Below are 25327 nucleotides of genomic sequence, written 5' to 3'. Positions count from 1 at the left end.
TGCGGGTGACAGCCGTCATGCGTCTGGCTTCAGCGGCCGTATCGGCCCCGGAGCAGGCCCCAGGCCGCGCGCAGGCCCTGGGCCTCGCCGCCGGCCGGCTTGCCGGGGCGCGAGCTGTCGTTCCAGGCGTACACGTCCACGTGGGCCCAGGCCAGGCCCTCGGGCACGAAGCGCTCGAGGTAGAGCGCGGCGGTGATCGAGCCGGCCATGCGGGTGGCGCTGGAGTTGGCCAGGTCGGCCACGTTGGACTTGAGGTACGACAGGTAGGGCCGCCACAGCGGCATGCGCCAGAGCGGGTCGCGCGCGGCGTCGCCGGCGGCCAGGTAGTCGGTGGCCAGCCTTTCGTCGTTGGCGTAGAGCGCGGGCAGGTCCGGGCCCAGGGCGATGCGCGCGGCACCGGTGAGGGTGGCGAAGTCGAGCAGCAGCGCCGGCTTGCCCTCGGCGGCGTAGGTGAGCGCGTCGCACAGCACCAGGCGGCCTTCGGCGTCGGTGTTGTCGATCTCCACGCTCAGGCCCTGGCGGGTGGCGATCACTTCGCCCGGGCGGAAGGCGTTCGGGCCGATGGCGTTCTCCACCGCGGCCAGCAGCAGCTGCAGGCGCACCGGCAGCTTGAGCGCCATCACCAGCTGGGCCAGGCCCAGGGCGTGGGCGGCGCCGCCCATGTCCTTCTTCATGTTGCGCATGCCGTCGGCCGGCTTGATGTCCAGGCCGCCGGTGTCGAAGCACACGCCCTTGCCGACGATGGCCACGCGCGGGTGCGCGTCGTCGCCCCAGTTCAGTTCCACCAGGCGCGGCGCGCGGTGGCTGGCGCGGCCGACGGCGTGGATGGCCGGGAAGTTCTGGTCGTTCAGCGCGTCGCCCACCACGCTGCGGCACTGGCCGCCGTAGGCGCGGGCCAGGCGCACGGCCTCGGCCTCGAGCTCGGCCGGGCCCATGTGCTCGGTGGGCGTGTTGACCAGGTCGCGCACGAGCGTGGCGGCCTCGAGCAGGGCCAGCGCTTCCGCGTCCGGCGCAGCTTCGAGCACCAGCCTCGCCGGGGCGCGCGCGGGTTTGACGTAGCGGCTGAAGCTGTAGGCGCCCAGGCCCCAGCCCAGCTGCACCAGCGCCGCCGCCGGCCGGGCCGGCGCGTCGCTGGCCAGGCGGTAGTCGCCGGGCGGCAGCAGGCTGGGCAGGTGCGCCAACGCCAGCGGGTCGCGCACGTCGTCGATGCCCGCGAGGGCAAAGGCCGGCTGGCCGTCGCTGCCGGGCACCAGCAGCGGCGCGCCTGCGCGCGGGCCGAAGGCGTGGGCCTTGAGCCAGGCCTGCACCGACGCCGGCTGCGCACTGCGCCAGGCCTCGAAGCCGGCGGCGTCCACCAGCAACAGCGGCAGCGGTTCGCGGGCGTCTTCGGGGCGGGTGAAGCAGGCGGGCAGGCTCATCGGTTTTCCGTTGCGTCGGGGTGTGATTCCAGCCAGTCGGCCAGGCCCGCAAGCGTAGCGAATTCAAGGTCGGGCCGGGGCAGCCCGGCGGGCCACGAATCTTTCTTGCGGTTGATCCAGCAGCTGCGCAGGCCGGCGCGACGCGCGCCCACCACGTCCAGCAGCGGGTCGTCGCCCACGTGCAGCACGTCGGCCGGCTCCACGCCCAGGCGCTCGCAGGTGGCCAGGAAAATCGGCGCCTCGGGCTTGGCGTGGCCTTCGTCGCGGGCGCTGACGAAGACCCGGAAATGGGCCTGGATGCCGATGCGGCCCAGGTCGGCGTTGCCGTTGGTCAGCGCGGCCACCGGCCAGCGCGCGCTCAGCCGCGCCAGCGCCGCCATCGCGTCGGGGTAGAACTCGACCTGGTTGCGGGTGGCGTAGAAGGCCTCGAGCGCGTCGTCGGCGCGGCCCACGTCGTCGCCCGATTCCTGCAGGGCGCGCTCGAGCGAGATGCGCCGCTGCTGGGTGTAGTCGTGCGCCAGGTGCGGGTGCTGCGTCGCCACCTCGTCGCGCAGCCGGCGCATGCGGTGGATGGGGAAGCGCTGGGCGGTGCGCGGGCAGTGCGAGCGCAGGAACTCGTCGAGCGCGCGTTCGGCGCGTTCGATCGAGGGCCAGATCGGCCAGAGGGTGTCGTCGAGGTCGAGGCTCAGGGCCCGGGGCAGCGTTTCCACCGGCGGATGATAGCCCGCCGCCCGGTGCCGGGCCCGTGAAACGGCTACTCGAGCAGGCGCGCCCAGGCCCGCCAATCGTCCACTGCTTCGGCGACGATCTTCAGGCACACCAGCATCGGCACCGCCACCAGCAGGCCGGCCACGCCCCACAGCCAGCCCCAGAGCAGCAGCCACAGGATGATCGCCAGCGGGTTGATGCGCATCGTGCGGCCCAGCACCGCGGGCGTCAGCACCTGGCTTTCGACGGCATTGAGCGCCAGGAAACCGGCCGCCGGCAGCATCGCCGCGCCCAGGGTGTCGAACTGGCTCAGGCCCACCAGCGCCAGCATCAGCGCCATCAGCAGCGGGCCGAGGATGGGCGTGAGGTTGAGCATGGCCGCCAGCACGCCCCACAGCAGCGGGTCGGGCACGCCCAGGTACCAGAGCCACAGGCCCGTGGCCGCGCCCAGCACCGAACTGGTGGCGCTGATGGTGAGCATGTAGCGCGAGAGGTCGGACTGGATCTGCTGGACGATGCCCGCCGTCAGCGTCTTTTGCGCGCGCGTGGGCCGCAGCTCGAGCAGCTTGCGCAGCAGGTCGTCGCCATAGACCAGGAAACTGAAGCCCAGCAGGATCACCGCCAGCACCGGCCCCAGCACCCGCGGCGTGGCGTCGAGCAGGTCGGGCTGCGGCGGCTGCACCACCACGCGCTCGCCGGGCGTCACCGGCTCGCTCGCCAGCCGGCCCAGCGACTGCCGCGCCTGCGTGGCCTGCTCGAAGGGTTCGACCATGGCGCGCAGCTTGGGCGCGGCCTCGCGCATCACGAAGGGCACCTTGCGCACCCAGTCGGCGGCGGGCGCGGCCAGGAAGGTGCCCACGGCGCCGATCGTGCCCAGCAGCGCCGCCATCAGCAGCAGCGCCGATACGCCGCGCGGCAGCCAGCGCAGCGGCGCGCGCCGCATCAGCGGCGCCAGCAGCATGGCGATGAAGCCCGCCAGCACGACCGGCAGGATCAGGCTCGAGGCCAGGTAGCTGGTGTACAGGCCGACGGCGAGCACCAGCAGCCACAGCGGCCGGTTGTCGGCGGGCGGCCGGCGCGGCGGCTGGCGCTCGCCCGGCGGCGGGCGGCGGGGCGGGTTTTCCGCACCGGCGGGCGGCGCGGCGCTTTCGACCGTCGCGTCGCCGGGTCCGGCGGGCCTACGACGCCTGCGCCTGGCCATCGGCCGCCTCGTCGTCTTCCGCGGTGTCTTCCTCGGCGACCTCGTCGGTGGCCTCTTCCCCGGCCTGCAGGCCGGCCGCGGCGGTGATGCCGGCGATCAGCCCGGGCAGCACGGCTTCGAGCACCATCGAGAACACCGGCCCGCCGAGGAACTTGCCCGCCAGCGAAGGCTGCCCGTCCGAGGGTGGCTTGAGCCCGAAGGCGAAGCCCAGGGCCAGGCCCGAGACGACGATGCGCCCGGGCGTGGCGGTGCGGCGCAGTTCATCGCCCAGGTGCGCCCGCGAGAGCGCGATGCGCTCGCGCCAGGCGGCGCAGTCGGCCTCGGCGGCCTGGGCGGCGGCGATTCTCGCGGCCAGGTTCATGGCGCGGCGTCTTGGCCGGGTTCGTCGGCCAGCCCGCGCAGGCCGAGCTTGATCTGCCGGCGCGTGCCCTCGAAATCGGCGTGGCGCAGCAGCGCCTTCGCGCGCCAGGCGGCCAGGCCGGCCAGCGCGATGCTCAGGGCCAGCGGGATGGCGATGGCCAGCGGCCAGGGCGCGCCGAACGAACGCAGGCCCGCCACCAACAGCGCCGTCAGCAGGCCATAGGCCGTGGCCAGCATCACCATCGCCAGCAGCAGGAACACCAGCGCCTGCACCAGCGCCACCTTCGCCAGCCCGACCTCGGCGGCGAACAGTTTGCGCAGCGCGTGCAGCGCGTTGACGTGCGCGGCCGCGGCGTCGCGCGCCGCCGCCAGCACCGCGCGGGCGTCGTCGGGGAGCGGCCCGGCGCCCGCGCGGGCGCCCGGTTCGGCCTCGGCCACGGGGGCTTACTTGCGCCGCGTGAGCGCGGCCACCAGGTAGCCGGCCGCGAAGGCGATGCCAAAGGAGGCCAGCGGCTTGCTGCGGATCAGGTCCTCGGCCTGGTCGAGCATGCCGCGGCCCTGCTCGAGCAGGCCCTGCAGCTTCTCGTCGAGCTCGGCGCGCGCTTCCTTGGCGGCGGCGGCGCCGGCCTCGAGGGCGTCGTTGACGCCGGCCTTGAGCGCGTCGCGCGCCTCGCCCAGGTTTTCCTTCGCCTGGTCGATGTGGCGGGGGTTTTCGGACTGGGAAGGGCTCATGCAATGCCTCCTCGATGGCTTGGCGTCCACCTTACACCGGCGCGGGCTTCATTCCATGACCAGGTAGCCGGTGCGGTTGCCGCGCACCACGTCCAGCTGCAGGTTGCGCGGCGGCTCGGCCATCACGTCCTGGAAGGCCTGCAGGTCGTCCACCCGGCGCCGGTTGACGCCGCGGATGTAGTCGCCGGCGCGCAGGCCGCTGCGGTCGGCCCGGCTGCCGGGCTCGACCTTGCTGGCCACCACGCCGAACCAGCCGCGCTGGCGGAAGCGCTCGGGCAGTTCGGCCAGCGTGGCGCCGGCCAGGCGCGCGTCGAGCGTGCGGCCCTCGACCTCGGTGGCGCGGGCCTTGAGCACGGCCTGAACGCTGAGGCGGCGCTCGTCGCGCAGCAGGTCCAGGCGCACCTGGCGGTCCACCGGCAGCAGGCCCTCGGCGTTGCGCAGCGCCTGGGCGCCGTCGACGCGCTCGCCGTTGATGGCCACCACCAGGTCGCCCGGGCGCACGCCGGCGGTTTCGGCCGGCGAACCGCGGTAGACGCGCGTGACCACCGCGCCGCGCTGGTTGGCCGGCAGGCCCAGCTGGCTGGCCAGGCGCGGGCCGAGGTCCTCGCTGTCCAGGCCCAGGGTGCCGCGGCGCACTTCGCCGTAGGCCAGCAGCTGGCGCTTGACCTCCTCGGCCAGGTTGGCCGGGATGGCGAAACCCAGGCCGATATTGCCGGCGGCGCTGCCGCGCGGATTGAAGCTGGCGGTGTTGATGCCCACCAGTTCGCCGCGCAGGTTCACCAGCGCGCCGCCGGAATTGCCCGGGTTGATGGACGCGTCGGTCTGGATGAAGTTCTGGTAGCCCAGGCCTTGCAGGCCGCTGCGGCCCACGGCCGAGACGATGCCGCTGGTCACCGTCTGGCCCAGGCCGAAGGGGTTGCCCACGGCCACCACGAAATCGCCCACGCGCAGGCGGCTCGAGTCGGCCACGGCGATGGCCACCAGGTCTTCGGCCGGGATGCGGATCACGGCCACGTCGGTGTCGGGGTCGGAACCGATGAACTCGGCCTCGAAGGTGCGGCCGTCGGACAGGGTCACCGACACCTCGTCGGCGTTCTCGATGACGTGGTGGTTGGTGAGCACCAGGCCGCGCTCGGCGTCGACGATCACGCCTGAGCCGAGCGACTGCTGGCTGCGCTGCTGGGGCATGCCGGGCATGCCGAACAGCTCGGCCAGCGGGTTGCGCACGCTCACCACCTGGCGGCTGTAGATGTTCACCACCGCCGGGGTCACCTGCTCGAGCATCGGCGCCAGCGAGGGCAGGGCGGCGCCGTCCACCTGGGCCGGCAGCGCGGCGTGGGCGGCGCGGGGCAAGGCCAGGCTGGCGGCGGTTTCCAGGGCGCGCTCGCCGCGGCTGGGCTGGCTGGCGACCGGTTCCGGGGCGGCGGGGGCGGCCAGCCACTGGCTGGCGCCGGCGCCGGCCAGGGCGGCCAGCAGCAGGGCGGCGAGGGCGGGGATCGGGCGCATGCGGGGTCTCCGGGCTCGGTTCAGGGGCTCAGGATCAGGCAATAGCAGATGGGAGCCAAATGGCGGCTGGACAAGGGCGCCGGCCGGGGCTGCCGGGGCTGGTTCCACGACCCCCGGAGCCCGCGGAACGTCAGCCGGCCAAGCCTCAGGACAGTCTCGCCAAGGCCGTGGAACATCTTGAAGCGGCTGAATTTTTCCACCCCGGAAGGCTGTTGACAGGCCTCCGGCCGAGGGGTAGTTTGGCCTTCCGATGCCACTACATCTTGTGGTGGGCAGAGGGGGGCGGCCCCAAGGCTTGGGGTCGATAGCACGCACGACGCGACGGCGAGACGGCATGCGGGAACCGGAACGGACATCACATTTCCAGCGGAGCGGCGCTTCGCGGGCGGGTGTGGGCTCCCCCGGCGTCCCGGCCGGCTGGACCCGATAAGAACTCAGACAAAGGCGCCCTCCCCGAGGGGCGCCCCGGGAGGAAGAAAGGACTTATGAGCACGGTTCGCCTGGAGGCGGTAAAGAACGACACGGCGCAGGAAATCGAGATGCAGCCGGCGTCCCAGGACATCTGGGACAAGAAGTACCGCCTCAAGACCAAGCGTGGCGAACCGGTGGACGCCACCATCGACCACACCTACCAGCGCGTGGCCAAGGCCCTGGCCGACGCCGAGCCGACCGCCGAGAAGCGCAAGTACTGGTACGAGCGCTTCCTGTGGGCGCTGCGCCGCGGCGCCATCCCCGCCGGCCGCATCACGTCCAACGCCGGCGCCCTCGAGCACAAGCCGGCCACCAGCACCATCAACTGCACCGTGTCGGGCACCATCACCGACTCGATGGACGACATCCTGGGCAAGGTCCACGAGGCCGGCCTCACCCTCAAGGCCGGCTGCGGCATCGGCTACGAGTTCTCGACGCTGCGCCCGCGCGGCGCCTACGTCTCGGGCGCCGGCGCCTACACCTCGGGCCCGCTGTCGTTCATGGATATCTACGACAAGATGTGCTTCACCGTCTCGTCGGCCGGCGGCCGCCGCGGCGCCCAGATGGGCACCTTCGACGTGAGCCACCCGGACGTGAAGGAATTCATCGGCGCCAAGCGCGAGGATGGCCGCCTGCGCCAGTTCAACCTCTCGCTGCTGGTCACCGACGAGTTCATCCAGGCCGTCGAGTCCGACGGCGACTGGCCGCTGGTGTTCCCGGTGAACATCAAGGAAGCCGGCGAAGTGAACGTGGACGACGCCAGCCAGGTGGTGTGGCGCGACTGGCCGCACGCCACCAACTACGTCACCCGCGACGACGGCATGGTGGCCTGCAAGATCTACGGCCACATCAAGGCGCGCCAGCTGTGGAACCGCATCATGGCGTCCACCTACGACTTCGCCAACGAGATGAACAACAACTGGTGGTGCGAGAACATCCGCGCCACCAACCCCTGCGGCGAGCAGCCGCTGCCGCCCTACGGCGCCTGCCTGCTGGGCTCGGTGAACCTGACCAAGTTCGTGCGCGACCCGTTCACGGACAAGGCCAGCTTCGACTGGGAGGAATACAAGGAAGTGGTGCGGGTGTTCACCCGCATGCTCGACAACGTGGTCGAGATCAACGGCCTGCCGCTCGAGCAGCAGCGCAACGAGATCCTGCGCAAGCGCCGCCACGGCATGGGCTTCCTGGGCCTGGGCAGCACGGTCACCATGCTGCGCATGAAGTACGGCGAGGCCGACTCGGTGAAGTTCACCGAGGACGTGAGCCGCGAGATGGCGCTGGCCGGCTGGGAAGTGGCGCTGACGCTGGCCAAGGAAAAGGGCCCGGCCCCGATCATGGACGAGGAGTTCAAGGTCACCGCCGAGATGCTGCGCAAGCGCCCGGAGATGAAGAAGGACGGCTGGAAGGTCGGCCAGAAGATCAAGGGCCGCCAGCTGCACGCGCTGTACTCGCGCTACATGCAGCGCGTGGCCGGCGTGGCCCCGGAGCTGGTGAAGGAGCTGGCCGAGACCGGCGCGCGCTTCACCCACCACAGCTCGATCGCGCCCACCGGCACGATCTCGCTGTCGCTGGCCAACAACGCCTCCAACGGCATCGAGCCCAGCTTCGCGCACCACTACAGCCGCAACGTGATCCGCGAAGGCAAGAAGTCCAAGGAAAAGGTCGAGGTCTACAGCTACGAGCTGCTGGCCTACCGCACCCTGGTCAACGCCGAGGCCATGCCCTACAGCACCGACGAGAAGACCCGCCTGCCGGAGTACTTCGTCTCGGCCGACGACATCACCCCGAAGGCGCACGTGGACATCCAGGCCGCTTCGCAGAAGTGGATCGACTCGTCGATCTCCAAGACCGCGAACGTGCCCACGGACTACCCGTACGAGGACTTCAAGGACATCTACCTTTACGCCTACAAGCAGGGCCTGAAGGGCTGCACCACCTTCCGCTTCAACCCGGCCGCCTTCCAGGGCGTGCTGGTAAAGGAAGCCGACCTCGAGAACACCACCTACCGCTTCGAGCTCGAGGACGGCACGGTGGTGGAGGCGAAGGGCAACGAGGAAATCGAGTACGACGGCGAGCTGCACAGCGCGGCCAACCTGTTCGACGCCCTCAAGGAAGGCTACTACGGCAAGTTCTGATCCCACGCTTGCGGCGGGCATCCGCCCGCCGCGGTTTTCGACGACGAGGAGAGCGGTATGAGTAATGGCAACGGTGTCACGGCGGCCCTTTCCAATGCCGCCGAAAGCGTCAGCGAGAAGGCCCAGGAAATCGGCGGTGCCATCGCCAGCAAGGCCGAGGCCGCGGTGAAGGCGGCCAAGAAAAAGGCCGCGCCGGTGATCAGGAAGGCCAAGGCGCAGGTGAAGAAGGCCGAGAAGTCCGAGGCCGGCAAGGCGGTGAAGAAGGCCGTCGGCGCCGCGAAGAAGAAGGTGTCGGCCGCGGTGAAGGCGGTCGAGGCCAAGGTGGGCGGCAAGAAGGCCGCCCCGAAGAAGAAGGCTGCCGCCAAGAAGGCGGCTCCGAAGAAGAAGGTGGCCGCCAAGAAGGCCCCGGCCCGCAAGGCCGCGGTGAAGAAGGCGGCGCCGAAGAAGAAGGCTGCGGTGAAGAAGGCCGCGGCGAAGAAACCGGCCGCGAAGAAGGCGGCTGCGAAGAAGGTCGCCAAGAAGCCGGCGGCCCGCAAGACGACGGCCCGAAAGGTTGCCAGGAAGCGCTAAAGCCGACGGCTGTCCCGATTGTCGCAACCCGTCCCCCCGCCGCATGGCGGCGGGGGGCTCCGGGGGAAGTCACCACCGAATCGAATAAGCGGAAAGAAACGAAGCATGGCCATCAAGATCGTCAAGAAAATCAAGGGTTACAGCGTCCAGAAGCCGGAGGACAAGGCCAAGGAGGCCGCCGCCCCCGTCGCCGCTCCCGTGGCCGTGCAGGAGCCGGAGTCGAACATCATCCACATGCACGAGAAGGTCGAGCGGCCTGAAGTACTGGTGGGTTCGACCTACAAGATCAAGTCGCCGCTGGTCGAGCACGCCATGTACGTGACGATCAACGACATCGTGCTCAACCAGGGCACCGAGCACGAGCTGCGCCGTCCGTTCGAGGTGTTCATCAACTCCAAGAACATGGACCACTTCCAGTGGATCGTGGCGCTGACCCGCATCATGAGCGCCGTGTTCCGCAAGGGTGGCGACGTCACCTTCCTGGTGGACGAGATGAAGGCGGTGTTCGACCCGCGCGGCGGCTACTTCAAGGCCGGCGGCGTGTACATGCCGTCCATCGTGGCCGAGATCGGCTCGGTGGTCGAAGAGCACCTCAAGTCGATCGGCATGATCATCGACCCGGAGCTGGGCGAGGAGCAGAAGCGCCTGATCGCCGAGAAGCGCGCCGCCTACGAGGCCCGCGCAAAAAAAAAGTCCAGTAACAGCGGCCTGAGCGGGGCCCCCGCCGGTGCCGGCACCGAAGGCGCCCCAGGCGCCGACGAGGCGGTGCAGGTCACCGGCGAGGGCGCCTCTTTCCCGCCCAGCGCGACGATGTGCAACAAGTGCAACACCAAGGCCACCGTCATCATGGACGGCTGCGCTACTTGCCTGAATTGCGGCTACAGCAAATGCGGCTGAGCCGCGAACGCGCCAAACCGGAGTAAGACGTGTCCGCGCTCCCAAATCATGAGATTTGTTTCGCAAAAGGTGAGATTCGGTGCGGCGGCTCTCTCATTGCCTCATAGCAAGTCAAGGCAGGCTATGGCTGATAGGTGCGGCGTCCTGAATGCTCGGGCGCCTCGCGGCTCTATCGTCATTTGAATAACTGTTGCATCCTCGCGCGAGGTCAGTTGCCAAGGCGCGAGGATTTGATCATGGAAAACCTGGAACTGAAGAATGCCCTGAAGGCGTACGATCAGGCGAAGAGCGACGCCAGAGTGCGATCCATAGCTGTCTGGGAGGCGCTGGTGAGGGCGGATCCGGAGATTGCCGAAGAAATCCTTCGGTTGTTCGCGACAGTTGAAGCGGCTGCAGATTGGGCAACGTCTGATCTGAGTGGCGTCGACAGGTCACCAGCGCACCAGGTCGCCGAGGGTAGATCGGCAGAAGTCCTGATTAGATTGCGCAGGGCGACCCACGGCTTCTCAGCTTAGAGCGGGCTTGGTAATGCCAAGGATTCTGGCGGCATGTACGTTTCGATTCGTCGGATCTCAGGTTCACTTTCATGCGGGAGCATCAGCCTGGAGACCGATATAGAGGTCTACAACGACAAGCGCAATCCGGCAGAGCCGATCCAGATCCCGCGGGACTTCACCCGCGGCGTCGCCGAGCTACAGATGCCGCACAGCAAGGCAACCTGAATCCCATCTACTCCGAGCCTGCGGTGGGGCCTAGGGTGGATATCGTCCTCTCGACTGAGTGAGGTCCATCATGGCGAAACAAGAGTCCTCCGGCGCCAATGTCACCAAAATCGCTTCAAAGGTGCTACCTGATGCTGGCGTAAGCAAGACGGCCAAGTCGCTAGCCGGCAGCGCGCTAGCCCAGTCGCACACCAAGAAGGAATCATCGAAGGCCACGGCCCGCGCTGCAGCCAAGGCGTTGAACGACGGCCGCACTAGCAAAACGATCAAATCGCTGGCCGGGAGTGTGCTCACCAAAAAGACTAGCAAGAAGTAGGCAATTAGGATGACGCCAGCGATGACTGATTCCGAGCCGGGCGACGCGGGCCACATGCCGACTCCGTCCGTATTCATGCGCGGACGGCGACCGTCGCTGTACTCCGATAGCGTAGTCGAGTCGACCGAGCCGCTCAGCCGTGCCGAATTCGAATACCGCCTCGACACAATCACTGCCCGCAGCGAAGAAGCGCAGTTCCAACGCTTTGTTCATGCGCTGCTGGAGGTCGAAGTCTGCCCGAACCTGATTCCGCAGACCGGTCCCACAGGAGGTGGTGACAGCAAGGTCGACACCGAAACCTACGCGGTGGCCGATGGCATCGCCGAGCGCTGGTGGAGTGGCATAGCCCGAAAAGCCGCCAACGATTCGTGGGCCTTTGCTATCAGCGCCATGAAAGACTGGCGGACCAAGGCGCGCCGGGACATCGACAGCGTCCTAGCCAGTGGCAGATCCTACGACCGCATCTACTTCGTCACCAACCAGTTCGTCAAAGACAAAGATCGAGCCAAACTCGAAGGAGAGCTCACAAAGCGTGCTGGCAAGATCCCGGTGAGGATCTTCGACCGCACATGGATTGTTCAGGCGGTTTACGACCATGAACACTGGCCCATCGCCGAGCGTGAACTTTCGCTGCCGTCCGCCCGCGCCAGGTCGGCAGGCACCATCGGGCCCATCGACGCCGATCGGTCCAGGCAGCTGGCGCAGGTAGAGGCTGAGCTCAACGACTCTGCTCGCTTTGCCAACAGCCCGATGCAACTGGCGCACGCCTGGTTGACGTCGGCCCTGCTGGCACGGGGGCTAGGCCGGCCGCGCGAGGAGATCGACCAACGCTTCGATCGCGCCATCACGGCCGCACGCGAGAGCGCCAGTGCCCGGGGCCAGCGGCGGATGATCTACCAGAAGGCCTGGACGGCTTTTTGGTGGTTCGATGACTACACGGCCGTGATTGGCGCCTACGACGCCATCGAGGCACTCCTGGACGACGACAGCAATGCCTGGGACCTAGAGCAATTAACGAACCTCTACACGCTACTCAACGCGGCGGAGAGGAACGGCTGGCTGCCAGCGGGCACCGCCAGTCTGGACGCTCGGCATGCTCGCTTATACGAACGCTTGGAACCGTTGGCAAAGCGACGCTCGCACCCGACGGATGCTGCGTGGTCGCGCACACACTTGCTGCACCTCGACCTCCTGAGCGACCCGCGCAACCCCGAGCAGCAGGCCGCCACAGTAAAAGGCCTGCGCGCCTTGCTGCGCGAGATTGAGCACCTGCCGGAGTACCCGGTCGAAACGCTGTGCGGGGTGATAGCTGCCTTCACCGAGCTACCCTTCACCATCGAGGGACTGGACGCGGTCGCTGACCAGGCGGGTGAATTGACTGGCCACCGGATCGGCGCCCAGGCGCAGGCGCGCCTATTGCTGGACCGCGCCACGCGCAAAGTTGCGAATCAAGTGCCGGAAGAGGCGCTGCGGCTCATGGGCCGGGCCTTTGCGCTCCTGCATAAGCAGCCGTCCCGTGAGCTATATTTGGAAGGCGCATGGATCGCTGCCCAAGCCTACTGCGACGTAGGTCTGTTCTGCGCAGCACGTGCGCATCTGCTGCAGGGCTTGAATCGCTCGCTCCGCAGCATGGTTGAGCATGCCGAGATTTCGGGTGAATCGCTAAATTTTGCGCTGCGCCTGGCGTGGGTGGAGTTGGCGGCCGGTCGTTTGCCGCTGATGCTAGAGGCCTTGCATTATGCCGACTTGGTGGCCGGCGCGCTTGACCTTTCAGAGAAGAGCAAGGCGGCATACTTCAGTGAACGTCAGGACATGGAATCCCTACTCGCGCGGGCCATCGCCGGCTCGGAAGCCTCGGACGCGGAAGCCATTCGCATCGCGCCTGCGATCCTGAGTCAGCGCCAGTTGCGCGTCGCGGAGCAGGTTTCCTTGGCACTTCTGGGCTACCCGCAGGACTCGTTGCAGGCCATGGCCGGCGTCGATCTTGCGGACATCCAGGCGATCGAATGGCCCGAGGATTTGGGTGTCATCGACTGGCGAGCGGATGCAAAAGGAACGGTCCGCAGCCAGATCCTGGGTTGCGAGCTGATCGCCACCGGCGTGGTGACGCAGGAAGCGCGTGCACTGGTAATGGGCTTGTTCGCGGTCCTGGAGGGCTTTGCTGCAACCGCTTTTTCAGACCGACTAACGCCAGCGACCGATCGCCTCATGATCGTCATCGACGACACCCAGCACTCGGATTCGCTGACGGCCGCGGTGGACGAAGACGAGTGCGGCGAGCCGGTAGTCCACCTGGGCTTTGCGCGCGGAACCCTGTCGCAGTTCACGACAACGACCCGCTTCCACAATCAAGCCATCAACGCGATCGCGCATATCGTCGGACACGTTCTCACGCCCCGAGCGAGCGCTGACATTGAGCGCATGTTCTCGCAAGATGCCGTTCACGATCGCGCCTTCGGCTTGCTACACGCTTGCGCGCTGGACGATAACTCCACGCAGCCGCCCACGTTGGCCGCATTGCTGCCGCCGGACGCCGCGCCCGTGGACGTGGTCGACGGTGGTCGGTTCTGTGCCCGGAGGGCCCCCGCGGCAGCGCGCGGGACGTGGGACGGCAAGGTGCAAGCAAGCCAGTCGCTGTCGGACACTCTGCGGTTTCACCATCGGCGTACGAGGCTGCTCGGGGCGATATACAGCCCCTTGTGGGATCGAGCCGGCTGGCAGGGGGTCGGCTTCCTGCAGGAAGCCGACGGTGTGCCTGAGTTGCACTTGATGTTCACCAATCCCGATGCCGCCGGGAAGATCTTGCGTGGCTGGCGCCGGCGCGTCGAGGGCCAGGACGCCGATCAGATTCTCCGCCTGGCCATCCTCACCGACGTCGACAGGAATCATCGGGCGCACTACACCGTTGGCATCGGACCCGCCGATGCCGGCGTCGAGGGCGATGCGACCGAGACGGTTCTGCTCGCAGTCCGCTTGAACACGATGACGCCCGACAGCTCGACCAACTTGGATAGCTTCTTGGCGGCGTTCGCCCACCATGGGCGCTTCCGGCTAGGCGTGGCGGTTCCCCGCAACGACCCGTACTTGCCCTTCGCGCCATTGGGCATCGAACCCATTGAGCTCACCCGACTTGAAACAAAAGCCGCTTGGCAAATTGCAGAAGGCGAGTCGATGCTTGGCATGCTCGTGCGACCCGATGACGACCCCTTCATTCCCGATGCCATCTCCGATCCTAGTAGCTTGCCGGTGATGCAGTTCATCGACATTAAGAGAAGGCGTAGTCGTCGATAGATCGGCTCGTCCACTACGCTGGTGTCTAGCAAAAAACTAATCGCGCGGCGCTGATTCTGTCAGCTTGACCATATCGATAGTGAGCCGGTGGCGACCGTATGGGTCAAACGCTCATGGCGTCACTGCTTACCAAATTTCCCGGCGCCGTGTAGCTGGGCGGAATGCCAGGCCCTGTAACAGACTTTCCTTCCTGAATCCTAATTGAGATCTGCTGATTCAATGTCAGCAGCTGCTCCAACGTATCCTTCTTCTGATCAAAGCCGTAGGCTGCTAGAACAGCAGAATCAAGTCGCGAGTGGGCGTCGCGAAGCGGATTCTTTCCAGGTAGATCCAGTGTCCGGTAGAGCGCACGAAGACTGCCTTTCACTGAAGGCAATGACATTTCTCGAAGCGCTCTCAACTCCCTACCAGTATGGGCAATGGCATCAATCTGGGGCGCGCTGGGCGCCTGAGGCCATGGGTAGGTGTCGAATACAGACTCGATGGAATAACTGAAATCTGACTTGAGCTTTGAGCACTTCTCTAGAAACCATTGCCAATGCGTAAGCTTCCCCGTCAAGCACACAAAGCAAAAGTAGAACTTTCCTCGTACTGCTGGCGGACCTCGGCGGGCGTCATATCGCCGAGGGAATCGTGGGGGCGTTGCTCGTTGTACTCGAGCATCCACCACCAGGCTGCCTCACGGACGTCCTCGAGGCGCCGGAACAGGTACTGGTCGAGCACCTCCTCCCGGAACGTGCGGTTGAACCGCTCGATGTAGGCGTTCTGGTTCGGCTGGCCAGGCTGGATGTACTGGATGGCCATGCCCTGGTTCTTGGCCCACTCGGTGAAGGCCTCGCCCAGGAACTCCGGGCCGTTGTCGGTCCGCAGCACCTGCGGCAGCCCACGCTCACGCTGAAGCCGCTGGAAAATCCTGACCAGGCGCAGCGACGAGATCGAGGTATCGACCTCGATGTGCAGCGCCTCGCGGTTGAAGTCGTCTTCGACGTTGAAAGTCCGGAACCGGCGGCCGCAGGCGAGCGCGTCGGACATGAAGTCCGCCGACCACACCGAATCCGGCGTACGCGGGACGTACAGCGGCACGCGCTCGCGTTTGGGCAGGCGGCGCCTGACGGCGCGGCGGCGGTTCAATCCCATGGCCTTGTAAACCCGATATATGCGCTTGTGGTTCCATTCTGGTCGGCGCCGTCGCAGCAGCTTCCGGCACTTCCAGAAACCTCGGGACGGCCGGTCTTTGACCAGCTCGGCCAGTGCCGAGATGATCTCGGCGTCGCGGACCGTCCAGTCAAGCGGCGGCCGGTACCACGCCGCCCGGGATAGCCCGACCATGTCACAGGACCGGCGCAACGGCCGCTGGTGCTCCTCCAGGAGGAAGCGCACCGCCTCGCGCTTCTGCGCCGGCCCTACAGTTTTTTTGCGATCAGGTCCTTCATCGCGGCGTTGTCGAGGGCCAGCTCGGCGTACATCCGCTTGAGCTTGGAGTTCTCGGCCTCGAGTTCCTTCACGCGCCGCAGCTCGGACGCCTCCATGCCGCCGTACTTCGACTTCCACTGGTAGTAGGTCGCCGAACTGATCCCGGCCTGGCGGCACAGGTCCTTGATCGGCACCCCGGCGTCGCCCTGCTTGAGTACGGCAATGATCTGGGTCTCGGTGAACTTCGACTTCTTCATACAACCTCCTGGCGGGGAAAAGATGCCAGAAAGTTCTACTTATTGGGTGTCTACCGACCGGGGAAGCTTACGAATGGGCGGAGGACTGGAGGATGCCAAAGCTGTAATCGTCATCAAAAAGGAATGCCTGGACCTTGTCACTCGGCCAGACGCTAGTGGTCAGAAACTGGAAGATTGGGCGCTTCGTCACACGTGAGCAGCATATAAAACGCCCTTGAAGGGTTTGAAACCCAGTAAACATGTCTTTTCTGTCCCGCCAAAGCGCCCACCATCGCTGCAAATGTGCAGAACGCGCATTCTCTGTGTCGTGTTCTTCATCGGCCTTGCGCTGTACGTCGGGAAGAACGTTGGCGCGCACGTGGTCAAACGCCTTCGGGAACTGCTGGACCTCCAATAGATCTCGACGTTCGAAGTCGATGATGTAGCGCTCTGGCGTGCCATCGCCTGTTACCAGCTCCCGGCCCGTGAGGTATGGATGAATTACCTCGGACGACGCTCCATCGCTCTCTAGTTCAATTTTCTCGGCACGGGTAAGTACGAATCCGTTATGCCCTGGGGTCACGCCCTGATAGACCCGCTTGGGGTGCCTGTTGCAGGCCAGCGAAGCGGCGATACCAAGGTCGACTTTGTCGGACAGGGAGGCATTGAGGTGCGAAACCTCCCGGACATCGAGCTCATATTCCTTGCTCGCCGGGCCGCTACCTCGCTTTCTGGCTGCCTTCTTGCCCGGAGCGGGCGCGACCTTGAACCAGAGCCGGCGCGTCTTAGGTAGGAGCTTTGGCTCCTTCGAGTGGATCCAGTTGGCGATGGAAACGTGCACGTTTGCGTCTCCAGACCACGGCTGGTTGTCGACTGCCTCAACGACAGTACCTGTAGCGCAGATCAAGTCGAGTCCGCCCTCCCGGCTGGCATTGTTGCGAATGTTCTGGGTGCCGACCAATCCGGCACGGCCCCTGAGCGGGTCTGCTGCCGTGCATTCGGGCAGGTGCTTTGCTGCGCGATGCAACCAATACACGCAAAAGTCCGCCATGCCCGGAACGTCGGGGTAGGCGCGCCGTACGCGGTTGACGTAGTCGACGCCAAGCTCTGGCTTGAGGCGCTTGGCACCGAGGAATGGGGGGTTGCCGATGATGACGTCCACCTCCGGCCACGGCCGCCACGTGCCATCGTCCTGGATCAAGGCATCGCCGGGGATGAAGTTCTCATCTAGATTGTCGAGCGGAAGCGCATTCTCGGAGATGTGCAACTCGTCGATGGCCAGCTTGTGCGCCAGCATCATGGTGACCTTGGCAAGCTCGACGGCGAACGGGTTGATGTCGATCCCGTAGAAGTTCTTGCTGCTGACAAATCCAAAGGGCCGCTGACTCGGATCAACGCTCTTGAATTCGCCCATTCGCTCATAGATCAGGGCCTCCAGGCGCTTGAGCTCACGGTAGGCGATATACAGGAAGTTACCGGACCCACAGGCAGGGTCCAGAACCTTGAATCGCTCAATCCGGGCCAGCAGGGCCTCCAGCGCTGTCAGTGTCTTGGCTTTGGCGATTTGCTCGCGCCAAGGCTCTACGATCGTGGGACCGACGATCTTCATGATGTCGACCGGACTGGTGTAGTGGGCGCCCGACGCGTGGCGCTCGGCGTCCTCAAGGCTATGCTCGAAGATGACACCGAAGATCTCCGGCCGCACCTTGGCCCAGTTGAAGGTGGCCGCCTGACGCAACAGCTCGATCTCGGCCGGCAGTAGCTCGACACGGGCCGGGTCCTTGAAGAGTCCGCCGTTGAAGTACGGAACCCCCTTGAATCGTCCACCCGCGGTGGCGCCCGGGGCGTTCATCTCGGTAAAGAGCTGGCCAATCAGGTCGTAGGCCTGCTCTGGAGTCTTGCAGTCGTCAAGAAGACGGGCGAAGAAGTATTTCTCCAGCAGCCCGATGTCCTCGGCGAACAAGGCCATCAAGGCCTGTAGGGTGAATCGCTGTGCCAGGTCCCGGTCGACTTTGCGGCCGATCAACGATCGAAACAGCCCCACAAGAAGGTCTGCGGCATCGCGGGTTACCTGTTCCTGATTGTTTCCAAAAACTGGCTTAACGTCTTCGGGAAAAAGAAAAGCCAGCGGGCCGTGGCGATCAGGGACATCCTTCAGCGCCACGGTGTCAACTGGGCTGTCCATCTGGGTCTCAAAGTCGTACACCCAGAACTCGTCGAAATTGCACAGGACCACGTAGCGGGGGCGGCCCGGAACAAGCCGGGTCCAATAATCGAACGCCTGCCGATAATGCTTGGAAAGGTCGGTTCCCCGCTTCTTCATTTCAATTAATACGACCGGCCTCCAGACCAGGTCCGCGAAGGCAGTCCCCTTGTCGTCTTTCTTGATCCGATTCTCTAGGACGGCGCCGACCTCCTTCACGCCGGGGTTGCCGAAGGCCCGGAACAGGTGATCCAGGAAGATCTGGGCCTCGCCCTTCTCGTCGCCGGTGATGTGCAGCTCGCACCAGTCGACAAACTGGCGAAGGCGGTCGGTGCGGTCGGTCATCGGCTTGGTGCTCCGGGCGATGTATGCTCGACGAATCATAGCCCGGGCAAGTCATCGCGCTCGTATATAGGCGCCAATATGGGTAGGGAGCGAGCGCCTAGAAGGCGAAGGAGCGGCTTGGACCGTCGGGCCGTAGTCTCCCGATGGGGCCGGGAACCGACGCTACCATCGCGAAGGCCGAAAATCTCTTACCCGCTTGACAAGCGCTTCGTGAAGGAATAAGAAGTGACGGGAAGGAGGGTGCTCATGCTTGCACACACCCCTATGGAAGGCCTCGGTGGGGTATAGCCGATACGTCGCCTCCCTCGACCCCGGTCTGCTCGACCGGCAGTCTGAAACTCCCTCTGAATTCCCCTATCGCGCAATCGGGCGGCCTCGAACTGAAGAGGTCCGGCGTGGCACTGGAATCGAGATCCGCTGGCCTATGACGGAACACGGTCGAATCCGCCGAGTTCTTTCGCGCTCCGGAGCCAGGCGGCGCTACGCTGTTCCCTGCTTCCGGGGTGCCGACCGATCAGTTCATGCCGAAGCTGCCGAAGAGGCGATGGCGGCCATTATCCTGGATGCATGCTTTGGAACTGATTTCCAAGAGCAACCGGCTGAACTCACGTTTGATTGGCGCTCAAGGTCACACAGGCACTATCCCGATTTCCTGGTGGTGGCAGGGGAGCTTCGAGAGTTCTGGGAAATCAAGAATGACAAGGAGGCCGCCGACATTCGGTTTCGTCGTCGAGCAGAGCGACTTTCTGAGCTGCTAGAGCCGCTCGGATATGCGTATCGTTTGGTGGCCGGAAGCGTTCTTTCGCGCGGTGCGTACTACCGTAACGCGATCCTACTGCGCAGGTTCCGCAGCGCCCTGCAAACTCTTCATCCCCGCTATCTTCGGTCAATACCGGAGATCCCGCCTCGCAAGGTGATAGTGGCGTCGGAGCTGCTGCGGAATATTCCTTCTGGTCAGAGCGATGGCGTGCTCCTGTCGCTTCTCTTTGAAGGCAAGGTCTCGGCAGATCTTTCTAAGCCGGTGACTGCCTATACCAATATCCATCCTCCCTTATCCAGCCAAGGGAGAATGCCATGGGTTTGGGAACTCTTCGGGAAAAGCAACTAGTCCAAACGGCCGGGTACACGTTCCGACTGGACTGCCTGCTGTCGAATGGACAGTGGTGCATGACTGAGTTGAGCACCGGGCTGGTCGAGCAGAAGTCTTCATCTGATCTCTGGGCCGCTTACGAAACTGGCGAGCTGAAGTTCGTAAGTAGCGCCTCCAATGAGACCGAGGGCAGGCGTGCAGAGCTTATGCAGGGGCTCTCGTCCGCGGCGTATGTTGGTCCATCGGGCCATGTTGAAGTTGACGCTGCCGGCAGCATAGGCGCGATGCGGGCCCAGTATGTCTTGGCCATTCGAGCGAAGCCAAAGGATCAGGCTGTAGCAGCGATCCTTCTTCAGTGGAATCGTCTCAAGTGGCCGGTTGAGCCCCCGGGCTACTCGACGGTCATGCGATGGAAGAAGGTGGCGGACGGCCACCCTGAGCCTACTCTTGCGCTTCGCGACAAGACATCCTTACGAGGCCGTAGGGGACCGAGATGCTGTGAGGCGCTCCTTGGTGTTCTTAGGGAGGTCCGCGACGATTTCTACCTCTGCCGAAATCCGAGAATATCCATTGCAGCTGCGACTACGAAGGCCGCAGACCGGGTCCGATTGCTGAACAAGAGCAAGCCGAAATCAGAGCAACTGCGCATCCCGGGACGTAAAGCAATGCTTTCGGTGATTCGCGAGGTTGATGCGGAAGAAGTGCTTGCTGCCAGATTCGGTGCCGACAAGGCGCTCGCAATGATGCGCGTCAGCCTCGGAGGCGTCAAAACGACGCGGCCGCTTGAAAGGATAGAGATTGATCACACGGTGCTCTCCATTATTCTTTTGGATGATGATTTCGAGCCGATTGGGCGGGCATTTATCACCGCGGCAAAGGACGCCTTCACGCGTGCAGTCGTCGGGTTCTACTGGGGTGCAGAGAATCCAAGTGTTGTGTCCTTGGCGCGATGCATTAAGCACTCCGTTCTTCCGAAAGAAGGTTTCCTGGCGAAATATTCGGACGTCAAGAACGACTGGCCCTGTTTTGGCGCTGCCGAGTCATGGGTGATCGACAATGGCCTAGAAGAACACGCGAACGCCGTTCATCAGGCAGCTTCAGAAGGGGGCGTGCAACGCGTCGAATTCTCGGCGAGGCTCAGCCCATGGCAGAAGCCGAATATCGAAAGGTACTTCAGAACACAAGATCAGCTTCTAATCCATGGTCTCCCCGGGACTACGATGGAGAACATCGCTAAACGAGGTGACTTTGATGCGAAGAAGGATCTGCTCATTCGTTGGTCCACTTTCGACAAGGTAATTGTCAAGTGGATAGTGGACGTCTACATGCAGTCACCTCAGAGGGTCCTTAGAAACCGATCGCCATATCAGGTGTGGAACGAAAGCAAGTCAGGCTTTACGCAGTTCGTTCCAGATAGAACAACCATCCTGGAATGTATGTTCTTGCGCCAAGTGGATGGCAGGACGCTTGATCACGAGGGGATCGAGTTCGACTGTCTCATCTATAACAGCTTGGATATGCGTTTCCTGCGCTCCAAGTTCGGCCCCCGGTTGAAGATCAGTATCCGGGTTAATGACGACGATCTCTCCAATATCTATGTCCAAGTCCCTGGAATGGACATCTGGGTGCGCGTGCCTTGTCTCGACCTGGAATACGCTGGCGAACTGACCCGTTGGCAGCACAGAAAGTGCAAGAAGATGAGGTCGCTATGCGCGGAGGAAGGCGTAGCCTTGTCCCTCGCTGAAGCGAGGACTCAGATTGAAAATGACATTGCCACGGAGAAAACCGCGGTCAAGCAGGGTCGAAGAAAGGCCCAAGCACGGATGAAAGAGCGCGCACGAGGCGGTCGATCGTATGAGCGAAGTGCGGAGGGAGAAGGCACCCTTGCAGATCTCGCTCAAGAGGTCGGACAGGAATCGACCGGTGCCGCCGAGGATGTCGAAAGCTACCGGGTGGAACACTTTCCTAGGAGTGCCGACAATGAATAGGAGGGCCGACAAAGATGAGGTTGGTAGCAAGGTATCCAGTACGTTCATAGTTACATCGGATTGCGCAAATGCGAAGTCGTCTTTCGATCTGCTAGTTGCACTTGGCCGTCTAACGTCAGGCCTGTGCATGCTCATCTGCGGAGAGTCCGGCGTTGGGAAATCGACTTTAGTAAAGTGGCTCATGCGTGACTTAGGTGGGCGGAGGGGCGGTGAAGGAAAAATCTCGCCAGCGATCTACGTTGAGATTCCAACGGCCCCTACCGCAATAGCCGTCTTTGAGGCATTGCTCACTGCGCTGGGAGACCCGAGGCCATCAAAGGGCACTCGGCCGACAAAGAAGAGACGAGTGGTAAAAATGCTGGGAGAACAGCAGGTCCGGCTGATCGTCCTAGACGATCTCCAGCATATCGTCGATCGATCCTCGGACAGGATTCTGTTCGACGCGTCGGAGGCGATCAAGGAAGTTCTTATTGATTACCCAGTTTCCGTCCTCTGTGCAGGGTTGGCGGATTCTATGCGGGTGATCAAATCAAATGAGCAGCTCAGTCGACGCTATATGGCGACCGTGCATATCAAGCGGTTCAATTGGAGAAGCGTGAGGTCTCGGCGCAGTTTCGTGCGTGTCCTTGGTGCTTTTGAACACACACTAGATTCCTATGATCTCCCGGAATTGCAGAGTGAGGAGGTGGCGTACCGATTCTTCATTGCGACCGGCGGGATCATGGACTTTGTCTCAAAGATATTTCTCTTTGCGGCAACCATCGCTGAAGCGCGTAGATCAAAGGTGATTGGATTTGAAATCTTTCACGAGGCGTGGCGTCGGGCATTTCTTCACAGCGAATGCGGGGATGCGCCTTTCGCAAACGATTTCGTCATCGGCGAGAACCAGGAAGAGCAGCTTAAACGCGCTCTCAGTATTAATCTCCCGCCTCCGCGCCAGCGACTGCGGAAGGACAAGGCGAAATCGAGGCTTCAGGAGATTGGCTTGTGAACGGGCTATTGATGCGGACGCCAGCGCCATTTTCGGATGAGTCTCCCCGGTCCTACCTGACGCGTCTGGCGGAGGCGAACGGGTATGACTCCGTAAGCCCGATTCTTGAGATGTTGAAGGACGGGAAGGCGCACCAAATTACATCTGGATGGGAATACTCCAAGCTTTCCGGGATTCTTGGTCCTATGTGTTCTCTGCCACAAGGGTTTGGATATCGTGCTGCCGGCAAGCAGATGCGTGAAGAGGGGCGTCTGTTGGGTCGCCCAGTCCAGACGCGACATCTCGGTCTTCACAAGGCGAGGATATGCCCTCAGTGCATTCAGGAGAAAGGATACGTCTATGCAGCATGGGATCTGAAGGCATATCTCGCTTGTCCGATTCACGGAATTCTTCTTTTGAAGCACTGTCCTTCATGCGCGCGGCGAATTACTCATACAAGGCCCGGTCTGCTGCAGTGTCTGTGTGGAGAGAGCTTTCTAGGCGCGGATCTTCGGCTTGCCTCTCCTGCAATGCTTGGTTTTTGTGGGGTGCTTCACCACTTAGCGGCTGGCAACGAGGGATGTCTCGATATGGCCTGGCTCGCAGGCATGCCAGTTCAAGAGTTTCGAAGAATGGAGCTCAATGTGTTTCTTCGAATGACCGTCACGATTGCGACCGTCCTTCAAGCTATCAACGAATGGACGGGAGGTCCGCGTGCATATGAGGAACTCGTCGAGGTACTGCCGGACACCTGCCAAGTTTTCTGTGATTGGCCAAGAAACTTTGAGTTGCTCTGCGTCAAGTGGCAGCAGTCACCAAGCATGAGGGCTCGTGACGACGGCTTTCAGGCCCGATTCGACTGGCTCTTTGCACGGCTCAATAAAAACCTTAAGGAGAAAGGCGAGCAAACGAGGTTCCTTAGGGAGGTGGCATGTGGTTACGCCACGCGTCGCTGGGACGCTCGGCCTTTTCAGCTTCGCTCTAAGGAGAAGCAGGTCTTGCGCTTGCCAGACGCAAGGTACGGGTCAGCCGTTGCCGCGGCGAGTCTCCTTGGCATTAATGCGATAACCGCCGCGCGCTGGGCTTCAAGCGGACGAATACCGGCCACCAGGTGTGGAAAGGGCCATAACCGCAACTGGTGCATAGACTTGGATGCGGTCAGGGCCATGAGGTTTTCTGCCTATCGTGGCGTTTCAGAAAAGGTGGCCAAGACGGAGCTTGGTGTCAGTGTTGCCAGCTTGAAGACTCTTATTAAGCTGGGCTACCTGGCTTCAAATCACTTCGTTGTAGGGAGGCAGGGGCTGATCGCCCTGGAGGACCTTGACCGGCTCAAAGAGCGGCTATTGGATGCGTGTGTTCCAAAGCCCGCCGGTATCGCTGTCCAGCCGTTGAAAGCTGCTTTAAAGGGGAGGCCAGCATTACAAGTTTCGCTCATTGGTCAAATACTGGAGGGCGCCGAGGCGGCATACATAGATTCTGGTGGATACTTTGATGACATTCAGGTGGCTGAGCCCCCTCCGAAGGTTCGTCCGCTCCGGGCCAAGAAGCAGAACAGGTCAGGAGTTGGCCGCGGCACACATATCACGAGATCCTTAGCGGAGGCTCGCTACAACTTGCTGTCATACGAGGCAAGTGCGGTGTTTCGGAGTGTAGGGGCCAGGCGATTGTCACGAGGCCTTCTGACAGCCAAGGCGTCGGCTGTCGAGGAGTTCTTCAAGAAGCATCTGACCGTGAGACGAATAGCAGCGGAGCAAGGTATTCATTCCATTCAGTTGCTTCGGGCATTGCGTCGTCTCAACAATAGAGCGCTTGTCGGATTGTCCTCCGGCTGGGGGCCTGGCGATCATAGGGCCTGGTTCGTTCCGGCTGCTTACGAGAGCTTTGCTCGAGGGTTGGCAGCCCGGCTGAGGAAGGATCTGGATATTGATCCGGCTCGTGGCGCACACGCTAAGAGGATGTCAGAAGGCAGGGGCTAGACTCTCGGCTGCTGCAGATGCCTGCCTAGTTGAGCGTCTATTCCGTCCCTCGCAGACGGGCTGCTGGTGTTGAGCACTTAAAAGCCCCGGTAGCTACCCCCCCCCTCCGCTTCCGACCTATTCCGTTGAAAAACTCGCTTTCTGGCGGCTCGCCTGGCTCGGCAGGTCGGCCGGGCCATTGGTTCTTTCGCTGGAATCGACAGGAAAACGGGCGCGCAAGCGCCCTTAGTCCTCAAAGGGCGGGGGCAATTGCCGTTTCGGGGCCTTTCGGCATTAACCACGCTGCCATTCTTCGTAAATTCTGCGCGGTAGCGGCCAATAGGAACTCATCTCGGGCGCCCTTCAGGCCGTGTAGTCGCAGCCTGTCCAACTTCAATATGCGTTTCAGGTGCGCGAACAGCATCTCGACCTTCTTCCGGTGTCGCCGTGATTGTTCGTATCGTTTCGTCTTCGCCAGCTGGCGCGCCACCTCTCGCGCGGCCTCGTTCACCTGGCGGGCGATCTTCCGGTGCGTTGTGTTTGGGCAGCACTTCGACTTCAGTTCGCAGCCGGCACAGTCGTGGAAGTTGCTGCGATAGATAAGCGTGTTGTCGGCGGTTGGTTTGCCGCTGGATCGCAGCTGCTTGCCTCGCGGGCAGCGATATGCGGCCGCGTCCGCGTCCCAAGTGAAGTCCGATCGTCCCAGCGTCCCATCCTTGCGCTGAGCTTTGTCCCAGACCGGCACGTGGGGCTCGATGTCTTTCTCATCCACCATCCAGCCCAGCATTTCCGACGTGCCG

General features: G+C 63.6%; 21 protein-coding genes. 11 read left to right on the top strand and 10 right to left on the bottom strand.

Going from position 1 to position 25327, the window contains the following annotated elements:
• Positions 1–29 precede the first annotated feature (29 nt).
• From ABS41_RS12265 to ABS41_RS12235, 7 genes are read right to left on the bottom strand one after another with little or no spacing between them, the layout of a single operon-like run.
• On the bottom strand, positions 30–1418 hold the full coding sequence (locus tag ABS41_RS12265; RefSeq protein WP_290594915.1) for a leucyl aminopeptidase family protein: 1389 nt from the start codon (positions 1416–1418) through the stop codon (positions 30–32).
• The gene (locus ABS41_RS12260; protein ID WP_290594914.1) at positions 1415–2128 is read right to left on the bottom strand and encodes an HAD family hydrolase; all 714 of its coding nucleotides are present in this window, start codon (positions 2126–2128) and stop codon (positions 1415–1417) included. The genes ABS41_RS12265 and ABS41_RS12260 overlap by 4 nt, the downstream gene beginning before the upstream one ends.
• Positions 2129–2172: 44 nt before the next feature.
• Positions 2173–3327: an AI-2E family transporter gene (locus ABS41_RS12255; RefSeq protein WP_290594913.1), complete on the bottom strand. Its 1155-nt coding sequence runs from the start codon at positions 3325–3327 to the stop codon at positions 2173–2175.
• A complete protein-coding gene (locus ABS41_RS12250; protein ID WP_290594912.1) occupies positions 3305–3688 on the bottom strand; it encodes a hypothetical protein in 384 nt (127 codons plus the stop codon). Before ABS41_RS12250 ends, ABS41_RS12255 begins: the two co-directional genes overlap by 23 nt.
• Entirely contained in the window at positions 3685–4125 is a 441-nt protein-coding gene (locus ABS41_RS12245; RefSeq protein WP_290594911.1) for a hypothetical protein, read from the bottom strand. Before ABS41_RS12245 ends, ABS41_RS12250 begins: the two co-directional genes overlap by 4 nt.
• A 6-nt stretch (positions 4126–4131) precedes the next feature.
• Positions 4132–4419 carry a hypothetical protein gene (locus ABS41_RS12240; RefSeq protein ID WP_290594910.1) on the bottom strand — a complete coding sequence of 96 codons (288 nt, stop codon included), beginning with the start codon at positions 4417–4419 and terminating at the stop codon, positions 4132–4134.
• Between the two features lie 48 nt (positions 4420–4467).
• Complete coding sequence (locus tag ABS41_RS12235) at positions 4468–5925, bottom strand: Do family serine endopeptidase (RefSeq protein WP_290594909.1); 1458 nt, start codon at positions 5923–5925, stop codon at positions 4468–4470.
• 485 nt (positions 5926–6410) lie between these two features.
• Between ABS41_RS12235 and ABS41_RS12230 the strand changes: the two genes are divergently transcribed.
• From ABS41_RS12230 to ABS41_RS12200, 7 genes are all read left to right on the top strand, one after another.
• Positions 6411–8531, top strand: a complete 2121-nt coding sequence (locus ABS41_RS12230) for an adenosylcobalamin-dependent ribonucleoside-diphosphate reductase (RefSeq protein WP_290594908.1) — start codon at positions 6411–6413, stop codon at positions 8529–8531.
• Positions 8532–8588: 57 nt separating this feature from the next.
• Positions 8589–9101, top strand: a complete 513-nt coding sequence (locus tag ABS41_RS12225; protein ID WP_290594907.1) for a hypothetical protein — start codon at positions 8589–8591, stop codon at positions 9099–9101.
• A gap of 105 nt (positions 9102–9206) precedes the next feature.
• Positions 9207–9998: an NrdJb gene (locus ABS41_RS12220; RefSeq protein ID WP_290594906.1), complete on the top strand. Its 792-nt coding sequence runs from the start codon at positions 9207–9209 to the stop codon at positions 9996–9998.
• A 236-nt stretch (positions 9999–10234) separates the two neighbouring features.
• Positions 10235–10513 carry a hypothetical protein gene (locus tag ABS41_RS12215; protein ID WP_290594905.1) on the top strand — a complete coding sequence of 93 codons (279 nt, stop codon included), beginning with the start codon at positions 10235–10237 and terminating at the stop codon, positions 10511–10513.
• A 33-nt stretch (positions 10514–10546) separates the two neighbouring features.
• Positions 10547–10720, top strand: coding sequence for a hypothetical protein (locus ABS41_RS12210; RefSeq protein WP_290594904.1), 174 nt, complete (start codon positions 10547–10549; stop codon positions 10718–10720).
• Positions 10721–10790: 70 nt separating this feature from the next.
• Positions 10791–11036, top strand: coding sequence for a hypothetical protein (locus ABS41_RS12205; RefSeq protein WP_290594903.1), 246 nt, complete (start codon positions 10791–10793; stop codon positions 11034–11036).
• Between the two features lie 21 nt (positions 11037–11057).
• On the top strand, positions 11058–14327 hold the full coding sequence (locus tag ABS41_RS12200) for a hypothetical protein (protein ID WP_290594902.1): 3270 nt from the start codon (positions 11058–11060) through the stop codon (positions 14325–14327).
• Between the two features lie 555 nt (positions 14328–14882).
• Here the strand turns inward: ABS41_RS12200 and ABS41_RS12195 are convergent.
• Both ABS41_RS12195 and ABS41_RS12190 read right to left on the bottom strand, forming a co-directional pair.
• Positions 14883–15997 (bottom strand): IS3 family transposase gene (locus ABS41_RS12195; RefSeq protein ID WP_290594901.1). Its coding sequence is split into 2 segments (ribosomal slippage): positions 14883–15745 and positions 15745–15997, totalling 1116 coding nucleotides; the frame shifts between segments, so codons are not numbered across the junction.
• A 67-nt stretch (positions 15998–16064) separates the two neighbouring features.
• Entirely contained in the window at positions 16065–18524 is a 2460-nt protein-coding gene (locus ABS41_RS12190) for a DNA methyltransferase (protein ID WP_290594900.1), read from the bottom strand.
• Positions 18525–19068: 544 nt separating this feature from the next.
• On the opposite strand from ABS41_RS12190, the gene ABS41_RS12185 reads away from it, so the two are divergent.
• The 4 genes from ABS41_RS12185 to ABS41_RS12170 all read left to right on the top strand — a co-directional run bounded on the left by ABS41_RS12185 (position 19069) and on the right by ABS41_RS12170 (position 24548).
• A complete protein-coding gene (locus ABS41_RS12185; protein WP_290594899.1) occupies positions 19069–19632 on the top strand; it encodes a hypothetical protein in 564 nt (187 codons plus the stop codon).
• A 59-nt stretch (positions 19633–19691) separates the two neighbouring features.
• Positions 19692–21602, top strand: coding sequence for a hypothetical protein (locus ABS41_RS12180; protein WP_290594898.1), 1911 nt, complete (start codon positions 19692–19694; stop codon positions 21600–21602).
• Positions 21550–22593: a TniB family NTP-binding protein gene (locus ABS41_RS12175; RefSeq protein WP_343123836.1), complete on the top strand. Its 1044-nt coding sequence runs from the start codon at positions 21550–21552 to the stop codon at positions 22591–22593. The genes ABS41_RS12180 and ABS41_RS12175 overlap by 53 nt, the downstream gene beginning before the upstream one ends.
• A gap of 569 nt (positions 22594–23162) precedes the next feature.
• Positions 23163–24548: a hypothetical protein gene (locus ABS41_RS12170; RefSeq protein WP_290594896.1), complete on the top strand. Its 1386-nt coding sequence runs from the start codon at positions 23163–23165 to the stop codon at positions 24546–24548.
• Positions 24549–24780: 232 nt separating this feature from the next.
• Here the strand turns inward: ABS41_RS12170 and ABS41_RS12165 are convergent.
• A partial coding sequence (locus ABS41_RS12165; RefSeq protein WP_290594895.1) for a transposase occupies positions 24781–25327 on the bottom strand: 547 nt, incomplete at its 5' end.

Source organism: Arenimonas sp. SCN 70-307 (assembly GCF_001724815.1).
Classification (GTDB): domain Bacteria; phylum Pseudomonadota; class Gammaproteobacteria; order Xanthomonadales; family Xanthomonadaceae; genus Arenimonas.
The sequence above is the reverse complement of the archived record's forward strand: the minus strand, read 5'-3'. Positions and strand labels throughout refer to the sequence as shown.